Source organism: Micromonospora chalcea (assembly GCF_028768405.1).
In the GTDB taxonomy this organism is placed as follows: Bacteria; Actinomycetota; Actinomycetes; order Mycobacteriales; family Micromonosporaceae; genus Micromonospora; species Micromonospora chalcea.
This window is the reverse complement of the sequence record NZ_CP118233.1, coordinates 4,294,892-4,313,800: the sequence shown is the minus strand read 5'-3', so window position 1 is coordinate 4,313,800 and position 18,909 is coordinate 4,294,892. Positions and strand designations below refer to the sequence as shown.

The window sequence follows — 18,909 nt, the reverse complement described above, 5'->3', positions numbered from 1 at the left end:
GGGTCACTCCACCCAGTTACCGCCGCGCATCACCCGCACCACGTTCAGGTCGTCGTCAAGCACCACCAGGTCGGCGCGCAGCCCGGCGACCAGCGCGCCGACCCGGTCGCCCAGGCCGATCGCGCGGGCCGGGGTGGTGGCGACCATGCGGCAGGCGTCCGGCAGGGCCACGCCCGCGCCGACCGCGTGCCGCAGCGCGGCGTCCATGGTGAGCGTGCTGCCGGCGATCGCGCCGTTGTGGGCGAGCCGGGCCTCCCCGCCGGCCACGGTGACCGCCTGGCCGCCCAGCTCGTACTCGCCGTCGGGCATGCCGGCGGCGGCCATCGCGTCGGTGATCAGCGCGGCCCGCTCCGGACCGGCGACCGAGGTGGCGAAACCGAGCATCCCGTCGTGCAGGTGCACCCCGTCGGCGACCAGCTCGCACACCACGTTCGGGGCCTCCAGCAGCGCCACCACCGGGCCGGGCTCACGGTGGTGCACCGGGCGCATCCCGTTGAACAGGTGGGTGCCGACCGTCGCGCCCGCGGCCACCGCCGCGCGGGTCTGCTCCCAGGTCGCGTCGGTGTGCCCGACCGCCGCCACCACGCCCTGCGCGACAAGCAGCTCGATCGCCTTGGTGGCGCCGTCGCGTTCCGGCGCGAGCGTGACCATGCGTACCGCGCCGCCGCCCAGCTCGATCAGCTCGGTCAGCTCGGCCGTGGACGGGTCCCGCAGGAACTCCGGGTTCTGCGCGCCGCAGCGGTCGGCAGACAGGTACGGGCCCTCGAAGTGGATGCCGGCGAGCACGCCGGACTCGACCAGCGGGCGGTAGGCGGCGGTGGCGTCGCGCATCAGCTCGAACGGGGAACTGACCAGGCTGGCCAGCAGCGTGGTGGTGCCGTGCCCGAGATGGAACGCGGCGGCCTGCCGCGCCGCCTCCGGGTCGCCGGTGGTGAACGTGTGCCCGCCGCCGCCGTGGGTGTGCATGTCCACGAAGCCCGGCACGATCCAGTGCCCGTCGCGCACCGACGGATACTCGGCGACGGCGGTGATCCGCCCGTCCGCGATCTCCACGCAGCCCTGCCGGATGACGCCGGTCGGGGTCACCACCTTGCCGGTCACGCGCCGGGTCATCGACTCTCCTTCACCAGGGTGTCCAGGGCCAGCAGGGCGGCGCCGAGGCAGCCGGCCTCGTCGCCGAGGTCGGCCGCGACCAGGCGCGGTTCGCGATGGAACGTCAGCCGCTCGCGCAGCGCCGCCCGCAGCGGGTCGAACAGCCGGGCACCGGCCTGGGCCAGCCCGCCGCCGAGCACCACTGTCGACACATCGTAGAGCGCCTGCCCGGTGGCCAGTCCGTCGGCGAGCGCCTCGACCGCGTCCTGCCACACCTCCACGGCGAGCGGTTCACCGGCCGCCGCGCGCTCGGCCACCTGGGCGGCGGTGGTGGGCGCGCCGGACAGCTCCGCGTACCGGCGTCCGATCGCCGAGGCCGACGACACCGCCTCCAGGCAGCCGGTCCGCCCGCAGCCGCAGCGCGGCCCGCCGGGCCGTACCAGGATGTGGCCGATCTCCCCGGCGGCGCCGTGCGCGCCGATGGCGGCCGACCCGTCGACCACGTGGGCGGCGGCGATGCCGGTGCCGATGGCGACGAACAGGACGTGGCCGGCGTCCCGCCCGGCCCCGAGGCGCGCCTCGGCCAGGCCCCCGGCACGCACGTCGTGGCCGAGCGCCGCGGGCAGTCCCAGCCGCGTGCGGGCCAGCTCCCGCAGGGGTACGTCCCGGAAGCCCACGTTCGCCGACCAGACCGCCACGCCGCGCGCCTCGTCGACCACTCCGGGTACGGCGATGCCGCAGGCCACCGGCGCACGGCCGTCGGCGCGGGCCTTGCCGGCCAGCCCTTCGGCCACGTCGAGGATCGTGCCGACCACCGCCTCCGGGCCGCGCTGCGCGCCGGTGTCGTGCCGTTCCGTGTGCACTGTCGTGCCGTCCGGCCGGACCAGGGCGCACTTCATCCCGGTGCCGCCCACGTCCAGCGCGACGACGACCTCGTCGCCTCCACTCACGCCGTGGGCTCGCTTCGCTCGCTCACGCCGTGCTGACTGGGCATGCGCTCACGGCCCTCGCTGCGCTCGGTGCGTTCGCTCATGCCAGGACCACGGACCGGGTCAGGTGACGCGGCGCGTCCGGGTCGAGGCCACGGGTGGTCGCGAGCGCGACCGCGAAACGCTGGGCCAGGATCAGGTCGGCCATCGGGTCGACCGGGTTGCGCCCGGCCGCCCAGCTCGTCAGCACCGTGCGCCAGCCGTGCGTGCGGCTGTGCACGAACGCGGCGCCGGTGGCGGCCACGTCCTCCGGCAGGCCGTCCGGGATCTCGCCGAGCGCCCACACCAGCCGGCCGGGGGCGGCGACCGAGATCGGGCCGTGCCGGTAGTCCATCGCCGGGTACGCCTCGGCCCAGAACGTGGCCGCCTCGCGGCACTTCAGCGCGGCCTCCTGGGCCAGCCCGACGGTCCAGCCGCGGCCGAGGAAGGTGACCTGCTCGATGCCGGCCGGGTCGATCGGCAGCGGGGCCCGGACGGCCACCTCCGCGTCGGCGGCGAGCCGGCTGAGGTCCTCGCCGAGGTGGGCGCGCAGCAGCGCGAGCGCGGTGGTGGCGAAGCGGGTCTGCACCACCGACCGCTCGTCGGCGAAGGGGAGCGCGACAGTGGCGTCCGCGGACGCGACGGCGGCCGAGTCCGGGTCGCCGACGAGGACCGTGGTGGGGATCCGCCCGCGCAGCGCGGCGAGCAGGTCGAGCACCTCGGTGGTGGTGCCGGAGCGGGTGATCGCGATGAGCCGGTCGTAGTGGCGGCCGGTGGGGAACTCGCTGGCCTGGAAGGCGTCGGTCTCGCCGTGGCCGGCGGCCTCGCGCAGTCCGGCGTACGCCATGGCCATGAACCACGACGTGCCGCAACCGACCACCGCGACCCGCTCGCCGGGGCGCGGCAGGCGCTCGGCGACGGTCGGAGCGAGTCGCGCCGCCTCCCGCCAGCAGTCGGGCTGGCTCGCGATCTCCGCGTGCACGTAAGCCATGACAACTCCTCGCCGGGAAAAACCCTTGCGCAATACGGCGCGATACTGCCGTCTTTCGCGCGTCATTCTGCGCGAAGCGGCGTGGTTGTGGCAACTGTCTCCAAGTTCGCGCAGCGAAGGCTTTTGCGCGGACTGAGTTTCGCGCACTAGTGTGCACGCAACCGATCACCGTTCACGCATAGTCAGGGAGGCCCCAGCGGTGGACCGCTACGCGCGCTGGAACGCGCTGCTGGAGATGCTGACCGACAGCGGCCGGGTCACCGTCGAGGAGGCGGCCGACCGGCTGGACGTCTCCCAGGCCACCATCCGGCGTGACTTCGACCAGCTCGCCCAGCAGCAGATGATCACCCGCACCCGGGGTGGCGCGGTCGCCAACGGCGTCTCCTACGACCTGCCGCTGCGCTACAAGACCGCGAAGCACTCGGCCGAGAAGCAGCGGATCGGCACGGCCGCCGCCGCCCTCGTCTCCCCGGGCACCGTGGTCGGCCTCAACGGCGGCACCACGAGCACCGAGGTCGCGCGGGCGCTGGCCGTACGCCCCGACCTCAACACCAGCGCGGAGGGCGCCCAGCTCACCGTGGTCACCAACGCGCTGAACATCGCCAACGAGCTGCTGGTGCGCTCGCGGATGAAGGTGGTGGTGGCCGGCGGCGTGGTCCGGCCCAAGTCGTTCGAGCTGGTCGGCCCGCTGGGCGGGGCGCTGCTGCGCGAGGTCACGCTCGACGTCGCGCTGCTCGGCGTGGACGCGATCGACCCGCAGCTCGGCGCCGCCGCGCACCACGAGGGGGAGGCGGCCATGAACAGTCTCATGGTCGCCCGCGCCAAGCGGGTCGTCGTGATAGCCGATTCCTCGAAGCTCGGTGGGCACGCGTTCGCCCGGATCTGCCCGGTGGACCGGGTCGAGACGCTGGTGACCGACTCCGGCGCGTCCCCGGACGTGGTGGCGGCGTTCCGCGAGGCCGGCGTCCACGTCGTCTGCGCCTGACGGCGCAAGGAAGGGACCCTTCTTAACGCCTGCGGTAGAGGAGGGGCCCCTTTTTAACGCGCCTCGACGCGCCTCGACACGCCGACACTGCATACCGGGTATTGCCATCCGGTGCATACCGCGTATGGTGTCGCTGACGCCTACTTATCGGGGGAGGTCAGCTGTGTCGGCTGTCCTGGAGATCGAAGGTCTCCGCAAGACGTACCGGAGCCGGAAGCGCGGGGTCCGCCACGCGCTCGACGGCTTCGACATGCGAGTGGAAGCCGGCCAGGTGCACGGCTTCCTCGGCCCGAACGGTTCGGGCAAGACCACCACGCTGCGTACGCTGCTCGGCCTGATCAAGCCGAACGGCGGCCGGATGGCGATCCTCGGTCAGGAGCTGCCGCACGCGCTGCCGGCCGTCGCCGGGCAGGTCGGCGCCATCGTGGAGAGTCCGCAGTTCTTCCCGCACTTCAGCGCGCGGGACACGCTGGGCCTGCTCGCCCAGGCGGGTGAGCTGCCCAAGCAGCGCGTGGACGAGGTGCTGGAGCTGGTCGGGCTGCGCGACCGGGCGGGTGAGCGGGTCAAGACCTACTCGCTCGGCATGAAGCAGCGCCTCGCGGTCGCGTCCGCGCTGCTCAAGAACCCCAAGCTGCTGATCCTCGACGAGCCGGCGAACGGCCTCGACCCGGGCGGCATCCGGGAGATGCGCGGGCTGATGCGGGAGCTGTCCGAGGCCGGGATGACTGTGGTGCTCTCCAGCCACATCCTGGGCGAGATCCAACTCATCTGCGACTCGGTCACCATCATCTCGCTCGGCCGCCGGGTCGCGTTCGGACCGGTCGACCAGGTGCTCGCGGCCCACTCCCAGGGCGCCGTGCGGGTACGCCTGGAGGCGGTCGACGACCTGCCCCAGGCCGCCGACGCGCTCAGCCGTGCCGGGGTCGGCGTGACCGCCGAGCCGGACCACCTGATGCTGTCCGGTGTGGACAAGCCGGCCACCGTCAGCCGCCTGCTCGCCGAGCAGGGCCTGTACGTCAGCGAGCTCACCCCGGTCGCCGTCGACCTGGAGAGCGTCTTCCTCGAACTGACCGCCACCGCGCCGGTCCCCGGCCAGCACCGTCAGGTCGATCAGTCCGCCAAGGTCGACCAGACCGGCACCGCAGGAGGTTGGGGCGCATGAGCCTGTTCGTCACCGAGCTGCGCCGGCTCGGCAAGCGCCGGCTGACCCGGCTGATGCTCGTCCTGCTGCTCGTCGGCCTGGCCACAGTGGCCACCGCGTTCAGCTTCTCCAGTCAGAAGCTCTCGCCGGACGTGGTGGCGGCGGCGGAGGCCGACTCCCGGGCCCAGTACCAGCAGGCGACGGAGGGGTGGAAGCGCAGGGTCGCCGCGTGCGAGGCCGCGCAGGCCCGCGGTGAGCAGACCGAGGAGGAGTACGGCCCGAACTGTGGCAAGGACTACGCGCCGCAGCCGGACATGTTCGACCCGAAGTGGAACCTGCCCTACCAGTTCGACTTCCGGGCCGAGTTCCCCATGTTCATCGCCGTGTTCGCCGCCTCCGTGGCGCTGTTCGGCTTCATCGTCGGCGCCTCCTTCGTGGGCGCCGAGTGGAACACCGGCGGGATGATGAACCTGCTGTTGTGGCGACCGAAGCGGCTGACCGTGCTGGGCACGAAGCTGGCCGCCCTGCTGACCACGGTGTTCGGCCTGACCGTGGTGCTCGGCGCGCTCTGGACGGCGGCGTTCTGGCTGATCGCCGGCCAGCGGGGCAGTACCGCGAAGATGACCGCCGGGGTGTGGCAGTCGATCGGGCTGGACGGGCTGCGCGCGCTGGGCATGACGCTCCTCGTGGCGGCGGTCGGGTTCGCGCTGGCCTCGCTGGGCCGGCACACGGCGATGGCGCTCGGCGCGGCGGTGGGCATCTTCGCGGTGAGTGAGATCGGCATCCGGATCGCGGTCGCCGTGCTCGGGGTGCAGTTCGGCGACCGGTACGTGCTCTCCACGTACGCCCAGTCGTGGTTCCTGAAGCAGGCGGAACTGTTCGACTACGACACCTGTCAGTTCTCCCAGGGCGCCTGCGAGCCGGCCACGTACGTGGTCACCTGGCAGCAGTCGGCTGTGGTGTTCGGCGTGGCCCTGGTGGGCGCGGTCGTGGCCGCGTTCTGGACGATGCGGCGGCGGGACATCGCCTGACCTGGTCCGCGCCGCCGGCTCCCCCCGGCGGCGCGGACCCCGCGTCCGATGCGGCCGGGGGCGGCCCTGGTTACGCTGGGGCTCCCCCGGCCGGCGCGCTCCGCGTGCCGGTCACCCGCCGTCGGAGAGGAGCGCCATGTCCGCCGACGCCTCGCAGCGGGCCGCCGTCGACCCGTCCGGCCCGGCAGCGGGTACGCGCCACGCGGGCGGGACGGTTCCGCCACCGCGCACCGCTCCGCCCGTCGAGTCCACCGCACCGTCGGAGCCGTCGGAGTCCGTCCGGCCCGGGTCGCCGCCCGTCGAGTCCACCGCGCCGGTCGAGCAGCCCGGTCCGGAAGCGGCGGATACGGGCGCCGCGGGCACGACGCCGGCCGGCCTCACCGAGCGGGAGCAGCGGATCCTCGCCTTCGAGGCGCAGTGGTGGAAGCACGCCGGCGCCAAGGAACAGGCCATCCGGGACACGTTCGGGCTCTCCGCGACCCGCTACTACCAGCTGCTCAACGCGCTGCTCGACCACCCGGCCGCGCTCGCCGCCGATCCGGTGCTGATCGGCCGGCTGCGCCGGCTGCGCTCGTCGCGGGCCCGCAACCGGCGGCGCTGACCCGCCTCACTTCTCGTACGTGCGCAGCCCGTTGCCGATGGCGAAGAACGTCGGCGCCCACTCGCCGATGAAGATGCCCCAGCGGTCCGCCCGCGCCACTCCGGCGCGCTCCATGTGCTTGGAGAGGAACCAACTGGTGACCGAGAGGCCGATGCTGACGAACCCGGCGAGGTATGCGTGCTCCGCCCGGATGCCGCCCTCGTGCAACCGCTCCAACATCTCGAATCCCCCTGTCACCGGGACCGACCCGGTCGCGTCCGACGCTACCGAAAGTGCGGGAGTGATGACGCAGGGTTACCACGATCGGGCCGGTGGCGGATGACCTGGCGCGGGCCGGGTAGGCGGCCGGCGACGACGAACGGAGGCGACGATGGGAGCACCGGACCGCCGGTACGCGATCGGCAGCAGGCCGGCCCGCCCGGCCGGGGAGGCGCCGGTGATGCGGGTGCGTTCCGCCTCCGACCCGGCGCCGGGCCGCCCGGAGAACGAGGACGTGGTCTTCCGGATCGGCCCGCTCGTCGGCGTCCTCGACGGGGCCACCGTGCCGGAGGGCTTCGACACCGGATGCGTGCACGGTCCCGCCTGGTACGTCCGGCACCTGGCCGCCCGGATCGGCCTGGCGATCGCGGCCCGGCCCGCCGCCACGCTGATGAGCAGCCTCGCGGCGGCGATCCTCGCGGTCCGGGCCGACCACGGCGGGACGTGCGACCTGGACCATCCCGGCACCCCCTCGTCCACCGTCTGCCTGCTGCGGGAAAGCGGCGACCGGGTCGACTACCTGGTGCTCTGCGACAGCCCGCTGGTGCTCGACACCGACCGCGGGATCGAGGTGGTCACCGACGACCGGCTCGCGGACGCGGTGGCCGACCTGCGGCGCAACGCCGCCGCGCTGCCCGACGGCGAGACCGACCCGGCGACCCGGTTCCGGCGGGCGACGACGGTGCAGCGGACCCGGATGAACCGCACCCACGGCTACTGGGCGGCGGCGAGCGACCCGGACGCGGCGTACCACGCGCTGACCGGCACGCTTCCGCTGCGCGGTCCGGGTGCGCTGCGCCGGGCCGCGCTGCTCAGCGACGGTGCCTCCTGCGCGGTCGACCAGTTCGGCCTGTTCGACTGGGCCGGGCTGCTGGAGGTGCTGACCGTGGCGGGCCCGGAAGGGCTGATCGACCGGGTCCGCGCGGCCGAGCGGGACCACCCGGAGCGGCTGCGGCGGCGCAAGCGCACCGACGACGCCTCGGTGGTGCTGTGCGAGTTCGCTCCTCCGGCGTGAGCACGCTCACGCCGGAACACCCGGTCGGATGACAACGCAGCGTGAGGCGGAACACCCCGGGGGTACGACCGGCCGAGGCGGTCGGCCATAGCGGCAATCCGGGCCCAAAGGGGTGGACGGCCCGGACAGGTAGCGGCAGACTGCGCCTCGTGACGGGTGCGGTACGGCTGGAGCCGGTGGACGAGCGGAACCTGGAACCGTTGCTCTCCGTAGCGGCGGCGGAGGCGGAACCGGAGGACGTGATGCCTCCGGTGCAGGCGCCCGCGGGCTGGTCGCTCGCCCGCCGGGACGCGTTCCGGGAGTTCCACCGGGCGAACCTCGGCGGACTCGACGGCCCGACCCGCACCGCCATGTACGCGATCGTCTCCGGCGGCGAGGTCGTCGGCATGATCCGGATGACCCGCCGGGACGAGCCCGGCACTGTGGAGACGGGCATGTGGCTGGGCCGCTCCGCCCGGGGCCGGGGTCTCGGCGCCGCCGCGCTGCGGCAGCTGCTGCACACCGCCGCGGCGGCCGGGATGCACACAGTGGTCGCGGACACCACGCCGGACAACGCGGGCGCTCTCTCCGTTCTTCGTAAATGCGGTGCGGAATTGCGCGAGGAGGGCGGAGAAGTGCACGCCCGAATGTGCCTCGACTCGGCGCTGCCGATCCGCTGAAACCCGTTCTTGCAGCTCCCTGACGCTTGACGTGAAGTTTCGGCCGCCTTTTCCGTTCCCCTGAGGAAATGTTTTCCCAACGGGGTGACGGGTAGTTCGCGCCCCGGGGAGTGCGGAGGAGAGCGGATGAAAAGCGGAGCACGGGTGGCGCTGGCGGTGGGCTTCGGCTACCTGCTGGGTCGCCGGAGGAAGATGCGTACCGCGTTGACGCTCGCCGCGGCGGTCGCCGCCGGGCGGGCCAGCCAGCGTCCCGGCGGCATCAAGCGGCTCGGCGCGGATCTGATGGGCGCCAGTCCGCAGCTGCGCAACCTCGGCGGGCTGGCGCCGCCGCTGGTGGCGGCCGGGCGGGCCGCGGCGACCGCCGCCGCCGGCAGCGGCATCGACGCGATCGGCGGCCGGCTGCGCGACGGGGCCGACGCGCTGCGCCGCCGGAGCGGCCCGGGCCGGCCGGACGCCGAGCGTTCCGCGCCGGACGAGGAACCGGAGCTGGACGAGCAGCCCGAGGCGCCGGACCGACAGCAGCGGGGGCGGTGACGATGGCGACGACCGATCTGACCGGCCGGGTACGCGACGAGATCGGCGGCGAGCTGCGCAACCTCGCCGCGGCTCTCGGTGAACGGGCCGTCCAGGCGATCAGCGACCGGGTCACCGCCGCGACCGGACGACTCAGCGAGTACGCGCAGCAGGGCGGCGACCCCGGCCTGGTCGCCGCCGCCACCGGCGCGCGGAAGCTCGCCGAGGGCAGCTCCCCGGTGAAGGCCATGTTCCATGCCGGCGTGGCCGGCGGTAGGGAGAAGCTGATGGCGGCGTTCGGCCGCAAGGGCGGCGGCGACGGCGGCCGGAAGCTCAAGGTCACCAACATCGTCGAGACCATCGAGGTCGGCGTACCGGTCCGGGTCGCCTACAACCAGTGGACGACGTTCGGCGACTTCCCGAGCTTCATGAAGAAGGTCGAACAGGCCGACTGCGACGACGAGAAGATGACCTGGAAGGCGCAGGTGCTCTGGTCGCGCCGGACCTGGGAGTCGACGATCGTGCGGCAGATCCCGGACCGGCTCATCCACTGGCGGTCCACCGGCGAGAAGGGCTCGGTCGACGGCAGCGTCAGCTTCCACGAGGTCGCCCCGGAGCTGACCCGGATCCTGGTCGTGCTGCAGTACCACCCGCAGGGCTTCTTCGAGCACACCGGCAACCTGTGGCGGGCCCAGGGCCGCCGGGTCCGGCTGGAGCTGAAGCACTTCGTCCGGCACGTGATGACCCGGACCGTGCTCGACCCGGACGCGGTCGAGGGCTGGCGCGGCGAGATCGAGGACTCCCAGGTCGTCAAGGACCACGAGACCGCGCTCCGGGAGGAGCGGGGAGAGACCGGGCCGGCCGACGACGAGTACGCCGCCTACGACGAGGGCAACGACTTCGCCGACGACGAGTACGCCGACGAGCCGGTCCTCACGGCGCCGGAGCGTGCCCGCCGCCGCGACGAGCGCTGACCGGTCAGGACCGGCCGGCGGCGTACGACTCCAGGTGCGCGAGCTGCACCGGGTCCAGCGACGGCCGGACACGGTCCCGGGCCGCACCGACGTGCGCGGCAGTCACGGTGCTCGCGTTGAGCGACTCCCGCATGGCGGCGAGCGCCGCCTCCCGTACCAGCGCGGCGCAGTCGGCGGCGGAGAAGCCGTCCAGCTCGGCGCCGAGCGCGTCGAGGTCGACGTCCGGCGCGAGCGGTACGCCCCGGGCGGCGGCGCGGAGGATCTCCGCGCGGGCCGGCCCGTCCGGCGGCGGCACGTAGACCAGACGTTCCAGCCGGCCGGGACGCAGCAGCGCCGGGTCGACCAGCTCCGGCCGGTTCGTCGCGCCGACCACCACCACGTTGCGCAGCGCCTCCACCCCGTCCAGCTCGGTGAGCAGCGCCGCCACCACCCGGTCGGTGGTGCCGCCGTCGCTGGCCTGCCCGCGAACCGGGGCCAGCGCGTCCACCTCGTCCAGGAACACCAGCGTGGGCGCGGCCTGGCGGGCCCGGCGGAACAGCTCCCGCACCGCCCGCTCGCTCTCACCCACCCACTTGGAGAGCAGCTCGGCGCCCTTCACCGACAACACGTTCGCCCGCCCGGACCCGGCCAGCGCGGTGACCAGGTAGGTCTTGCCGCAGCCGGGCGGCCCGTAGAGCAGCACCCCGCGCGGCGGCGTCACGCCCAGCCGGGCGAACGTGTCCGGGTAGGTGAGCGGCCAGAGCACCGACTCGGTGAGCGTCTGCTTGACGTCGTGCAGTCCGCCCACGTCGTCGAGCGTCACCGACGCCAGCTCCAGCGTGGACGCGGACATCGTCGTCGGCCGGACCACCTCCAGCGCCTCGGTGAAGTCCGTCATCGCCACCGTCGGCGTCTCCGCCGTCTTCTGCCGCAGCGCCGCGCGTACCCCGGCCTCGCGGACGAGCGCCGCCAGGTCCGCCGCGACGAACCCGGGGGTACGGCCGGCCACCTCGTCCAGCCGTACGTCGCCGGCCAGCGGCACCTGCCGGGTGAGCACTGTCAGCTGTTCCCGGCGCAGCGCCGCGTCGGGCAGCGGCACGGTGATCCGCAGCGCCAGCAGATCCGGGCCGCGCAGTCCCGGGTCCACCGCCTCCGGTCGCCCGCTGGTGCAGACCACCGCCACGCCGGCCCGCAGCGCCTCGGCGACCACCTGGCGGAACACGGTGGCCAGCGGACCCGGCTCGTCGGCCGGGGCGACCGCCTCCACGTCGGTGACCAGCAGCACGGCCGGTCCGCCGGCGCGTACCGCCGACGCCGCCTCGCGGAGCCTGCGGGCCGCCGCGTCGTTCGTGAGCGCGGCCAGCTCCGGCGCCCAGAGCGGGCGCAGACCCGCGCCGACCCGGGCCGCGACGGCGCGCACGAGCGCTGACTTGCCCGAGCCCGCCGGTCCCTCCACCAGCACGCCGAGCGAGACGGTGGTGCCGAGCCGGCCCAGCACCTCACGGTGGTGGAAGCCCAGGTCCAGCAGCTCGGTCAGCTCCTCGGCCTGGGCGCGCAGGCCGGGCAGCTCGTCGACGTCCGGGGCGTCCTCCGGGCCGAGCAGGCCCTCGGCCCGTTCCGTCCCGGCCGGCGCGGCCGAGGGGGCGGAGACGGGCGCGCCCGGGGACACCGGGCCGGAGCCCCGGGTGGCCGGACCGTGCTCCCAGCCCACCACCGTGTCCATGGTGACGAGCGCGCCGGCCGCCGGCTCGACGGACACGACGTTGAGCAGCGTGCTGGTCCAGGCGTACCCGACGGAGCTGGCGAGACTGCGCCGCGCGGCCTCGATCAGGCCGCGCACGGCGGCGTCCGGGAGCACGTCCTGCGGCAGCAGCGAGACGTCGTCGCCGGGCGTGACGACCTTGCCGAGCAGCGCGAGCCGCAGCATCTCCGGCGGGACCGCGGCGACCACGGCGGCCGGGCCGGCCAGCGTGAGCCGGCGCGCCGGGGTGGCCGGCAGCGGGCTCACCGTCACCTGGCCGCCGGCCCGCAGCCCCAGGTTGCCGAGCAGCAGGTCGTCGGCGTGCAGCAGGACGCCGCTGGTGCCCGGGTCGGCGGCGGCCGCGATGCCGGCGGTCGTCCGGCGGCCGGTCAGCCGCACCGGATCGCCGGGGCGCAGCGCCAGCGCGGTGAGCACCTCGGGGTGCAGGCGTACCACGCCGCGGCGGGCGTCGAGCGCGGCCGGCCGCAGCGTCGCGGTCAGGGTCAGATCGGGTTCCGCCACCCGCCGACAGTAGCCGCCGTGACCACGAGGTGCCGCCTCAGCGCGGGTCCGGGCCGTCCAGCAGCGAGGGATCCCGCCGGATCATCTCCGCCAGCCGGGCCGCCGGGTCCGACTCGACCGAGTCCTGCCCGGGGGCGGGCACCGTCTTCACCGACATGGGCCACGCCGGCGGGGGAGTCGGCGCCGAGGCCGGGCCCACCGTGACCGCAAGGCCCGACCAGGAGACCCGCAGCGGGTACGCCTGGTCGCCCACTTCCACCCGCAGCGTGACGGCGACCCCGGGGTGGTCGGCCACGACCCGCCGGACCGCGTCGGCGACCTCCTCGACCGGGTCACGCCGCGCCGGCGCCGCGCCGCCCCGCAGCCGGTACGCGCCGTGGCCCGCCCGCCCGTTGCCCGGCTCGGCCGGCAGTTCCTCCGGGACCACGTCCTGGTCGGTCCCGCCGGCCGGTTCGCCGGGCGCCCGGCGGCGCATCGCCTCCTCGCGCCGCGCCATCCGGGCCAGTGTCTCGTCCAGATCACCTCTCATGGCGTCCACCCCTTCGCCAGACAACGGATCGAAACGACTGTCGGTGTTCAGCCCGCCCGTGGCTGCGGGGCGGGCCCGTCGCCGCGCCGCCCCGAACGGGTCGCCCGGTCCAGCGCCCGGTCCAGGACGACCAGCAGGGCGTCCCGGACGGAGAGCCGGTCCCGGGCGTCGAACTGCACGAGCGGCACGTGCTCCGCGATCGCCAGCGCCCAGCGGATCGACGGCAGGTCGAGGGCCAGCCGCCCGTCGAAGGCGTTGACGCCGACGGCGAACGGCAGCCCGGAACGTTCGAAGAAGTCGATGGCCGGATAGCAGTCGTCGAGGCGGGCGCTGTCCACCACCACGAGCGCGCCGAGCGCCCCCCGGGCCAGGTCGTCCCACATGAAACCGAACCGCGCCTGACCGGGCGTACCGAAGAGGTAGAGCTTGAGGCTGCGGTCGATGGTGACGCAGCCGAAGTCCATGGCGACGGTCGTGGTGGTCTTCCCGGCGACGCCGCCCGGGTCGTCGATGCCGATCCCGACGGTGGTCATCTCGGCCTCGGTGGTCAGCGGCGCGATCTCCGAGATCGCCCCCACCGTGGTGGTCTTGCCGACCCCGAACCCGCCGGCGATCAGGATCTTGACCGGGATCGGCGGGCGGGGCGCCGGGACCCGGCTCACGATCGGGGCCGGTTCCTGGGGCGGCACCCCGGGCGGCAGGTACGGCAGCGGCGGGGTGGGCGGTGGCGGTGTGGCGCGGCCGATCAGCGGGGCCGGTCCGCCGTAGCGGCTCGGGGCGCTGTTCGCGGACGGCCCGCCCAGGGCCGCCGCCGGCCATTCAGGAGATCGCACGAAGTCCATCAATCACTCGCAGGATGATGTCGGGATCGAGGGCGTCGTCGCCGTCCGCGACGTGCACGTCGAGATGGCCGGCGGCGCGGAGGTCGCCGACGAGTACCCGGGTCACACCGAAGTGCATCCGGGTCCGGGCGGAGATCTCCGCCACCGAGACGGGCTCGGCGCAGATCGCGACGATCGCCGCCAGTTCCGGGGACAGCCGGGCCGTCACCGCCCACGAGGTGCTGCCCGGACGAGCGGTGACCTGGGTCTCCAGACCGATCGCCGGGTCGCCGTCCACTCGTCCGGCGGTCAGCACGAACGGGCGCGGGCCGGTCGGCTCCCCGTCGCCCGCGTCCGGCTCCGGAACCGGAACGGACGCGTGCAGGAAGGGGCGGACCCGGATGCCGGGTTCCGGCTCCGGGTCCGCGCCGGCGGCCCCCGGGATCATTGCTGAACGGCGTTCTTCAGCTCGGCGATCAGGCGGGGACTCAGGGCGCCGCCGGCCCGGCCGGCGAAGAGCGTCATCTCGTACGCCACGGTGCCCAGGTTGGCCGTCCGGTCGGCGACGACGCCGAGGACCGAACCACTGCTGATCGCGCTGATCAGCAGGTAACCCTCGGCCATGTCGACGATCACCCGGTTGAGCGCGCCCAGCGCGTACCAGCTCGCGGCGCCTCCGGCGAGGCTGGTCATGCCGGAGACCACGGCGGCGAGCCGTTCCGCGTTGGACCGGTCCTTGATGGCGGACATGGCCATCAGCAGCCCGTCCGAGGAGACCGCGATCGCCTCCATCACCCCGGCGGTGCTGGAGGTGAACGAGTCGAGCAGCCAGTTGAAGGTGCGCGCCTCGGGGCTGAGGTCGCCGGCGGCGCTCTGTTCGATGTTGTCGTGCAAGAAGGGGCTGGTCACCGTGATGGGTCCTCTTCGTAATGACGGTCTGGGCTGACTTCGCGCAGAGCGCGGGCGACGCCCGCCTCGAATTCGTTGACGAGATTGCGGACCTCGACGGGGTCGCCGGGGTCGGAGCTGGCCGGGGGCGTGGACTGGACCGGGGTGTCGGCCAGATTCGCGCCCGGCACCCGCCGGCTCAGCCGGGGACGCTCCGTTGCGGGCGGGACGAGGGTGGTGTGGCCCTCGGCCCGGCGTACGCCGTCCTGGAACGCCTCGACCAGGGCCCGGACGGAGGCCGGATCGGCCGGTACGCCGATCAGCGGCCCGCCGGTCGCCGGGGCGGCCGGGGTGGTGGGCGCGGGGGCCGGGAGGTTCGCGCCGGGCACCCGCTGCCGGATCGGCGACCGCGTGCCGGGCCGTCCGGTGGGCGGGCCGACCGGTTCCGGCCCGGCCGGGACCGACGGGCGACCACCGGCGGGGGGCGCCGTGCGGGCCGGACCGACCGGCGGGGCCGACGCCGGTCCGGCGGTCGGTACGGGCGCGGACCCGACGGTCGGCGTGCGCGCCGGCCGGACAGCCGGTGGCGACGACGGCCCGACGGCCAGGCCGGCCCCGGCGGCCGGTGCGAGGGCCGGGCCGGCGGGCGGCGGCAGGGCCGGACCCGCCGGTGGGGTCAGGGCTGGGCCGGCCGGCGCGGTGCGGGTCGGGCCGGTCGTCGGCCCGGCGGCCGGGGGAGCGACCGGGACCGGGCCGACGACCGGTGTCGGCGGGGAGGTACGGCCGGGGTGCGCCAACGGCCCGGCCGGCCGGGTGGCGGGCGCACCTGCGGCCGGCGGCCAGGCGGGCGGCGCGCCGGCGGTGGGCAGGCCCGGATCCTCGGCCGGCTCCGGAGCGTCGTCCCGCTTGCCGAAGGCGTTCCACGGGTCGCCGCTGGACATGCTGCGGGTGGCCCGGCTCAGCAGCTCCGCGTCGAAGCCGGCGGGCGGTTCGACCGCTGCCGTCCCGTGCTCGTGCCCGCCGGGCGGCACAGCGGCCAGCGTGGCGGTGGCGAAGACCGGCTCGGGGCGGCGGACCACGAGCGAGTCGGCCGGGACCTCCAGGGTGGCGGTGACTCCGCCCCCGGGGGTCGGCGTCAGCCGGACGTGCCAGCCGTGCCGCCGGGCCAGCCGGCCGACGACGAAGAGGCCGAGCACCTCGGTCGGGGCGAGGTCGAGCCGCTCCCGGCGGTCGAACCGCGCGTTCTCCTCGGCCATCCGCTCCTCGGTCAGGCCGATGCCGTGGTCGACCACCACGAGCCGGGCGCCGCCGTCGGTCAGCTCGCCGGTCACCACCACGCGGGTGTGCGGCGCCGAGAAGGAGGTGGCGTTCTCCATCAGCTCGGCCAGCGTCAGCACCAGGTCGCCGACGATCGCCGGCGCCGCCGCGACGCCGGGCGGCACCTCCACGTCGACGCGGGTGTAGTCCTCGATCTCGCCGAGCGCGAGCCGGACCACGTCGGCCAGCGGGACCGGCGCCACGTGGCCGTCCGAGCCGGTGGCGCCGGAGAGCACCACCAGGCTGCCCGCGTTGCGGCGCAGACGGCTGGAGATGTGGTCCAGCCGGTACAGGTGCTCCAGCCGACCCGGGTCCGTCTCCTGCCGCTCCAGCCGGTCGATGAGCGCGATCTGGCGGCCGACCAGGTTCTGGGTACGCCGTCCGACGTGGCCGAACATCTGCGCCACGTTGCGGCGTCCGGCCACCTGCCGCTCGACCAGCCGGGCGGCGGTGTGCTGCACCCGGTCGAACGCGCGGGCCAGCTCACCGATCTCGTCCCGGGCGCTCACCTCCACCGGGTCGAGGCGTACCGGGGGCACGCTCTCGGACTCGTCGTCGGCGACCCGGGTCAGCTCCGCCTCGGCGACCCGGGCGACCCGCTCGGCGGAGCGGGTGAGCCGGCTCAGCGGGCGGGCGACGGTACGGGCCACCGTCATGCTCAGCAGCACCACGACCAGCAGGATGACGCCCGCCGCCACGGTGACCAGCCAGGCCGCGGTCAGAGCCTCCCGCTCCCGGGCGCGGGTCTCCGCGATGACGTCCGCGACGACCTTCTTCTCGACGAACTGGCCCAGCGTGATCATCGACCGGGACGCGGGGAAGAGCACGTCCAGCGAGACCGGCGCGATCGCCGCGTCGGGGTCCCGGAGGCTGTCCACCAGGAACGTCGGGCTGGTCCGCGCGGCCACCGCCGCGTCGTCCAGCTCGGCCACCTTGAGCTGCTCCGGCGTGATCAGCCGGCGGAAGCGCCGGTTGTCGACGTTGAGCGCCGCCATGCACGCCACGAACGACCGCGACATCCGCGGGTCGCCGGTCGCCTTGACCAGCACGATCTGGGTGGTGCAGGAGCTGAGCGCCTCGTCGACGCGCAGCAACGCGTCCAGGGCGAGCACCTGCCGCCCGGCGGCGGTATCGGTGTCCACCTGGTACGGCAGTCGCAGCGCGTCGATCAGGGCGGTGTCGACCTCGCTGAACGCGGTCAGGATCTGGTCCGGCCTGGCCCGGCCGGCGAGCGTGGCGGTGCGGACGTCGTCCAGCTTGCGTACCCCGTCGAGGCTCTCGCGGACCGTCGCCGGCAGCGTCTCGGCGCGCAGATCGGCGACCCGGTCGTCGACGGTGGCCGACTTCTGGATCAGCTCGGTGCGGGACACCCGTCCGAGCAGCAGCCCGACCGAGAGCAGGCGTTCCTGCTGGAGATCCTGGACCAGGCTGCCGACCCGGCTGGCGATGCGGACCGTCTCGGCGGTGTCGGCGGCCCGCTGCGCGGCGGCCACCCGGTCGATGACCACCGGAACGGCCAGCCCGACCATGCTGAGCAGCGGGATGATCACCAGCAGGGCGAGCTTGCCCCGGATCCGTAACCTAGCGAGCAGCATCGAACGGCCTCCACCGGTCGGCGTCGCCGCCCCGGCCGACGGCGACCGGCTGGCGGTCACCCTCGGACACGGTGATCGGCGGGTCAGCGTGGACCGCCGGTGGCGGTCCGGCCTCGGCCGGCGTGCGGCGCGCCGGGGGAGGGCCGGCGGCCCGCGCCCGCCGTAGCGCGGCGAGGTGCAGCGCGGCGATCCCGGCGAGCAGCGCGACAGCGGTGCCGGCCGCGGCCCGGCCCAGCAGGCGGTCCCGGTCGATCGCGTCCAGCCGTTCCTTCAGCAGCGCGTCGAGCTGGTCGAGGATGACCGTCCGGAGCTGCTTGGCGGCGTTCTGCGCGGTGATGCCGGCCTGGGTGAGCTGGTCGGTGCTCGGCGCGGACCGCCCGCCGCCGGGCGCCGAGTACACCGAGAACGTCTCCAGCGAGCGCTGGTAGGTGTCCAGCGGGGTGAGCACGTTGGCGCCCAGGTCGGTGCTCTCCGAGCTGTCGACGGCGGAGCGCAGGTCGGCGACGAGGTCGGTGGCCGGGCCGAGCGCGGCGACGCGCAGCTCGGCCAGTTCCGCGCCGGTCCGCGCGCGCTCGGCGGCGGGGCGCTTGGCCGCCAGCCGGGCCAGGTCGACGAGCCGCCCGGCCAGCACGGTCGCGGTGGGCAGGTCACCGCCGATGCCGTCCTGGAGGAAGAACGAGTCCGAGCGCGGGTCGCGGATCAGCCCGGAGCTCTCCCGCACCTTGCGGTAGAGGGCCAGGAGCAGGTCGGACGCCTCGCCGTAGGCCCGGAAGGCCGCCTCGGGGTCGCCGAGCCCGCGGTCCGGCAGCGACTCGAGCTTCGCCCGCAGCCCGGCCCAGCGCTCGTGGGTGCGCAACTCGTCGCCGACGGCGCTGTCCACCTCGGCGACGCCCTCGATCGCGGCGGTGAGCGCGCCCCGGGAGACGGCTCCCTCGGCGACCGCTATCGCCTGGGCCTCCACCAGCGCGTCGGTGATCGGGCCGAGGGCGCGCAGGTAGCGCACACCGAGCCGTTCCCGGCTCGCCAGGTCGTGGTCGTCCGCGGCGCTGCTCTCGGACTGGGCGAAGATGAACCCGAGCGGTACGAGCAGCGCCAGCACCAGCAGCAGGGGAAGCGTGCGGCCCGGTACGGCGGGCCGCCGACGGACCCGCGGCGCGGGGACTGTCATGGTGTGTCTCCTCCGGCGACGGCGGGGCGTTCGGTGCCCCGGGAGGTCGCCGTACGCAGTCCCGTGCACCGGACCGGAAAAGTAGCCGAACCGGACGTCTGTGCAACCTCGGCCGATGAGT

General features: G+C 74.7%; 19 protein-coding genes. 8 read left to right on the top strand and 11 right to left on the bottom strand.

All coding sequences use genetic code 11. The features are described 5' to 3' along the window. Nucleotides 1–3: 3 nt before the first annotated feature. The 3 genes from nagA to PVK74_RS19035 form a co-directional block, all read right to left on the bottom strand. Nucleotides 4–1,113 (bottom strand): N-acetylglucosamine-6-phosphate deacetylase, encoded by a 1,110-nt coding sequence (gene nagA / locus PVK74_RS19045; RefSeq protein ID WP_187693792.1) that lies wholly within the window; start codon nt 1,111–1,113, stop codon nt 4–6. Then, nucleotides 1,110–1,991: an ROK family protein gene (locus tag PVK74_RS19040; RefSeq protein ID WP_274479289.1), complete on the bottom strand. Its 882-nt coding sequence runs from the start codon at nt 1,989–1,991 to the stop codon at nt 1,110–1,112. The genes nagA and PVK74_RS19040 overlap by 4 nt, the downstream gene beginning before the upstream one ends. Before the next feature lie 130 nt (nt 1,992–2,121). Further along, nucleotides 2,122–3,051 (bottom strand): SIS domain-containing protein, encoded by a 930-nt coding sequence (locus PVK74_RS19035; protein WP_043327967.1) that lies wholly within the window; start codon nt 3,049–3,051, stop codon nt 2,122–2,124. A gap of 199 nt (nt 3,052–3,250) precedes the next feature. Here PVK74_RS19035 and PVK74_RS19030 point away from each other — a divergent pair, with 199 nt between their 5' ends. From PVK74_RS19030 to PVK74_RS19015, 4 genes are all read left to right on the top strand, one after another. Further along, complete coding sequence (locus PVK74_RS19030; RefSeq protein WP_043327968.1) at nt 3,251–4,036, top strand: DeoR/GlpR family DNA-binding transcription regulator; 786 nt, start codon at nt 3,251–3,253, stop codon at nt 4,034–4,036. Between the two features lie 250 nt (nt 4,037–4,286). Further along, nucleotides 4,287–5,198 (top strand): ATP-binding cassette domain-containing protein, encoded by a 912-nt coding sequence (locus PVK74_RS19025; RefSeq protein ID WP_176722825.1) that lies wholly within the window; start codon nt 4,287–4,289, stop codon nt 5,196–5,198. Then, on the top strand, nt 5,195–6,208 hold the full coding sequence (locus PVK74_RS19020) for an ABC transporter permease subunit (RefSeq protein WP_113973546.1): 1,014 nt from the start codon (nt 5,195–5,197) through the stop codon (nt 6,206–6,208). Before PVK74_RS19025 ends, PVK74_RS19020 begins: the two co-directional genes overlap by 4 nt. Before the next feature lie 136 nt (nt 6,209–6,344). Next, the gene (locus tag PVK74_RS19015) at nt 6,345–6,809 is read left to right on the top strand and encodes a DUF3263 domain-containing protein (protein ID WP_043327971.1); all 465 of its coding nucleotides are present in this window, start codon (nt 6,345–6,347) and stop codon (nt 6,807–6,809) included. Nucleotides 6,810–6,815: 6 nt separating this feature from the next. Here the strand turns inward: PVK74_RS19015 and PVK74_RS19010 are convergent, their stop codons facing one another. Next, the gene (locus PVK74_RS19010; RefSeq protein WP_013288875.1) at nt 6,816–7,028 is read right to left on the bottom strand and encodes a hypothetical protein; all 213 of its coding nucleotides are present in this window, start codon (nt 7,026–7,028) and stop codon (nt 6,816–6,818) included. 151 nt (nt 7,029–7,179) lie between these two features. Here PVK74_RS19010 and PVK74_RS19005 point away from each other — a divergent pair, with 151 nt between their 5' ends. The 4 genes from PVK74_RS19005 to PVK74_RS18990 all read left to right on the top strand — a co-directional run bounded on the left by PVK74_RS19005 (nt 7,180) and on the right by PVK74_RS18990 (nt 10,228). After that, nucleotides 7,180–8,082, top strand: a complete 903-nt coding sequence (locus PVK74_RS19005) for a hypothetical protein (RefSeq protein ID WP_187693789.1) — start codon at nt 7,180–7,182, stop codon at nt 8,080–8,082. A gap of 149 nt (nt 8,083–8,231) precedes the next feature. Next, complete coding sequence (locus PVK74_RS19000) at nt 8,232–8,741, top strand: GNAT family N-acetyltransferase (RefSeq protein WP_043327973.1); 510 nt, start codon at nt 8,232–8,234, stop codon at nt 8,739–8,741. 126 nt (nt 8,742–8,867) lie between these two features. Further along, complete coding sequence (locus PVK74_RS18995) at nt 8,868–9,275, top strand: hypothetical protein (RefSeq protein WP_043327974.1); 408 nt, start codon at nt 8,868–8,870, stop codon at nt 9,273–9,275. Nucleotides 9,276–9,277: 2 nt separating this feature from the next. After that, nucleotides 9,278–10,228, top strand: coding sequence for an SRPBCC family protein (locus PVK74_RS18990; RefSeq protein ID WP_274476937.1), 951 nt, complete (start codon nt 9,278–9,280; stop codon nt 10,226–10,228). A gap of 4 nt (nt 10,229–10,232) precedes the next feature. Here PVK74_RS18990 and PVK74_RS18985 read toward each other — a convergent pair whose 3' ends face one another. The 7 genes from PVK74_RS18985 to PVK74_RS18955 are packed head-to-tail and all read right to left on the bottom strand — an operon-like array spanning nt 10,233 to nt 18,788. Next, nucleotides 10,233–12,470, bottom strand: coding sequence for an AAA family ATPase (locus tag PVK74_RS18985; protein ID WP_274476936.1), 2,238 nt, complete (start codon nt 12,468–12,470; stop codon nt 10,233–10,235). Nucleotides 12,471–12,507: 37 nt separating this feature from the next. Further along, the gene (locus tag PVK74_RS18980) at nt 12,508–12,999 is read right to left on the bottom strand and encodes a hypothetical protein (RefSeq protein ID WP_210872983.1); all 492 of its coding nucleotides are present in this window, start codon (nt 12,997–12,999) and stop codon (nt 12,508–12,510) included. A gap of 47 nt (nt 13,000–13,046) precedes the next feature. Beyond that, nucleotides 13,047–13,841, bottom strand: coding sequence for a GTP-binding protein (locus PVK74_RS18975; RefSeq protein WP_176722823.1), 795 nt, complete (start codon nt 13,839–13,841; stop codon nt 13,047–13,049). Next, nucleotides 13,819–14,268: a DUF742 domain-containing protein gene (locus PVK74_RS18970; protein ID WP_043327976.1), complete on the bottom strand. Its 450-nt coding sequence runs from the start codon at nt 14,266–14,268 to the stop codon at nt 13,819–13,821. The genes PVK74_RS18975 and PVK74_RS18970 overlap by 23 nt, the downstream gene beginning before the upstream one ends. Further along, a complete protein-coding gene (locus tag PVK74_RS18965; protein ID WP_043327977.1) occupies nt 14,265–14,729 on the bottom strand; it encodes a roadblock/LC7 domain-containing protein in 465 nt (154 codons plus the stop codon). The genes PVK74_RS18970 and PVK74_RS18965 overlap by 4 nt, the downstream gene beginning before the upstream one ends. Continuing rightward, nucleotides 14,726–17,620 carry a sensor histidine kinase gene (locus PVK74_RS18960; RefSeq protein WP_274476935.1) on the bottom strand — a complete coding sequence of 965 codons (2,895 nt, stop codon included), beginning with the start codon at nt 17,618–17,620 and terminating at the stop codon, nt 14,726–14,728. Before PVK74_RS18960 ends, PVK74_RS18965 begins: the two co-directional genes overlap by 4 nt. Continuing rightward, the gene (locus tag PVK74_RS18955; RefSeq protein WP_069088727.1) at nt 17,607–18,788 is read right to left on the bottom strand and encodes a hypothetical protein; all 1,182 of its coding nucleotides are present in this window, start codon (nt 18,786–18,788) and stop codon (nt 17,607–17,609) included. Before PVK74_RS18955 ends, PVK74_RS18960 begins: the two co-directional genes overlap by 14 nt. Nucleotides 18,789–18,909: the final 121 nt, after the last annotated feature.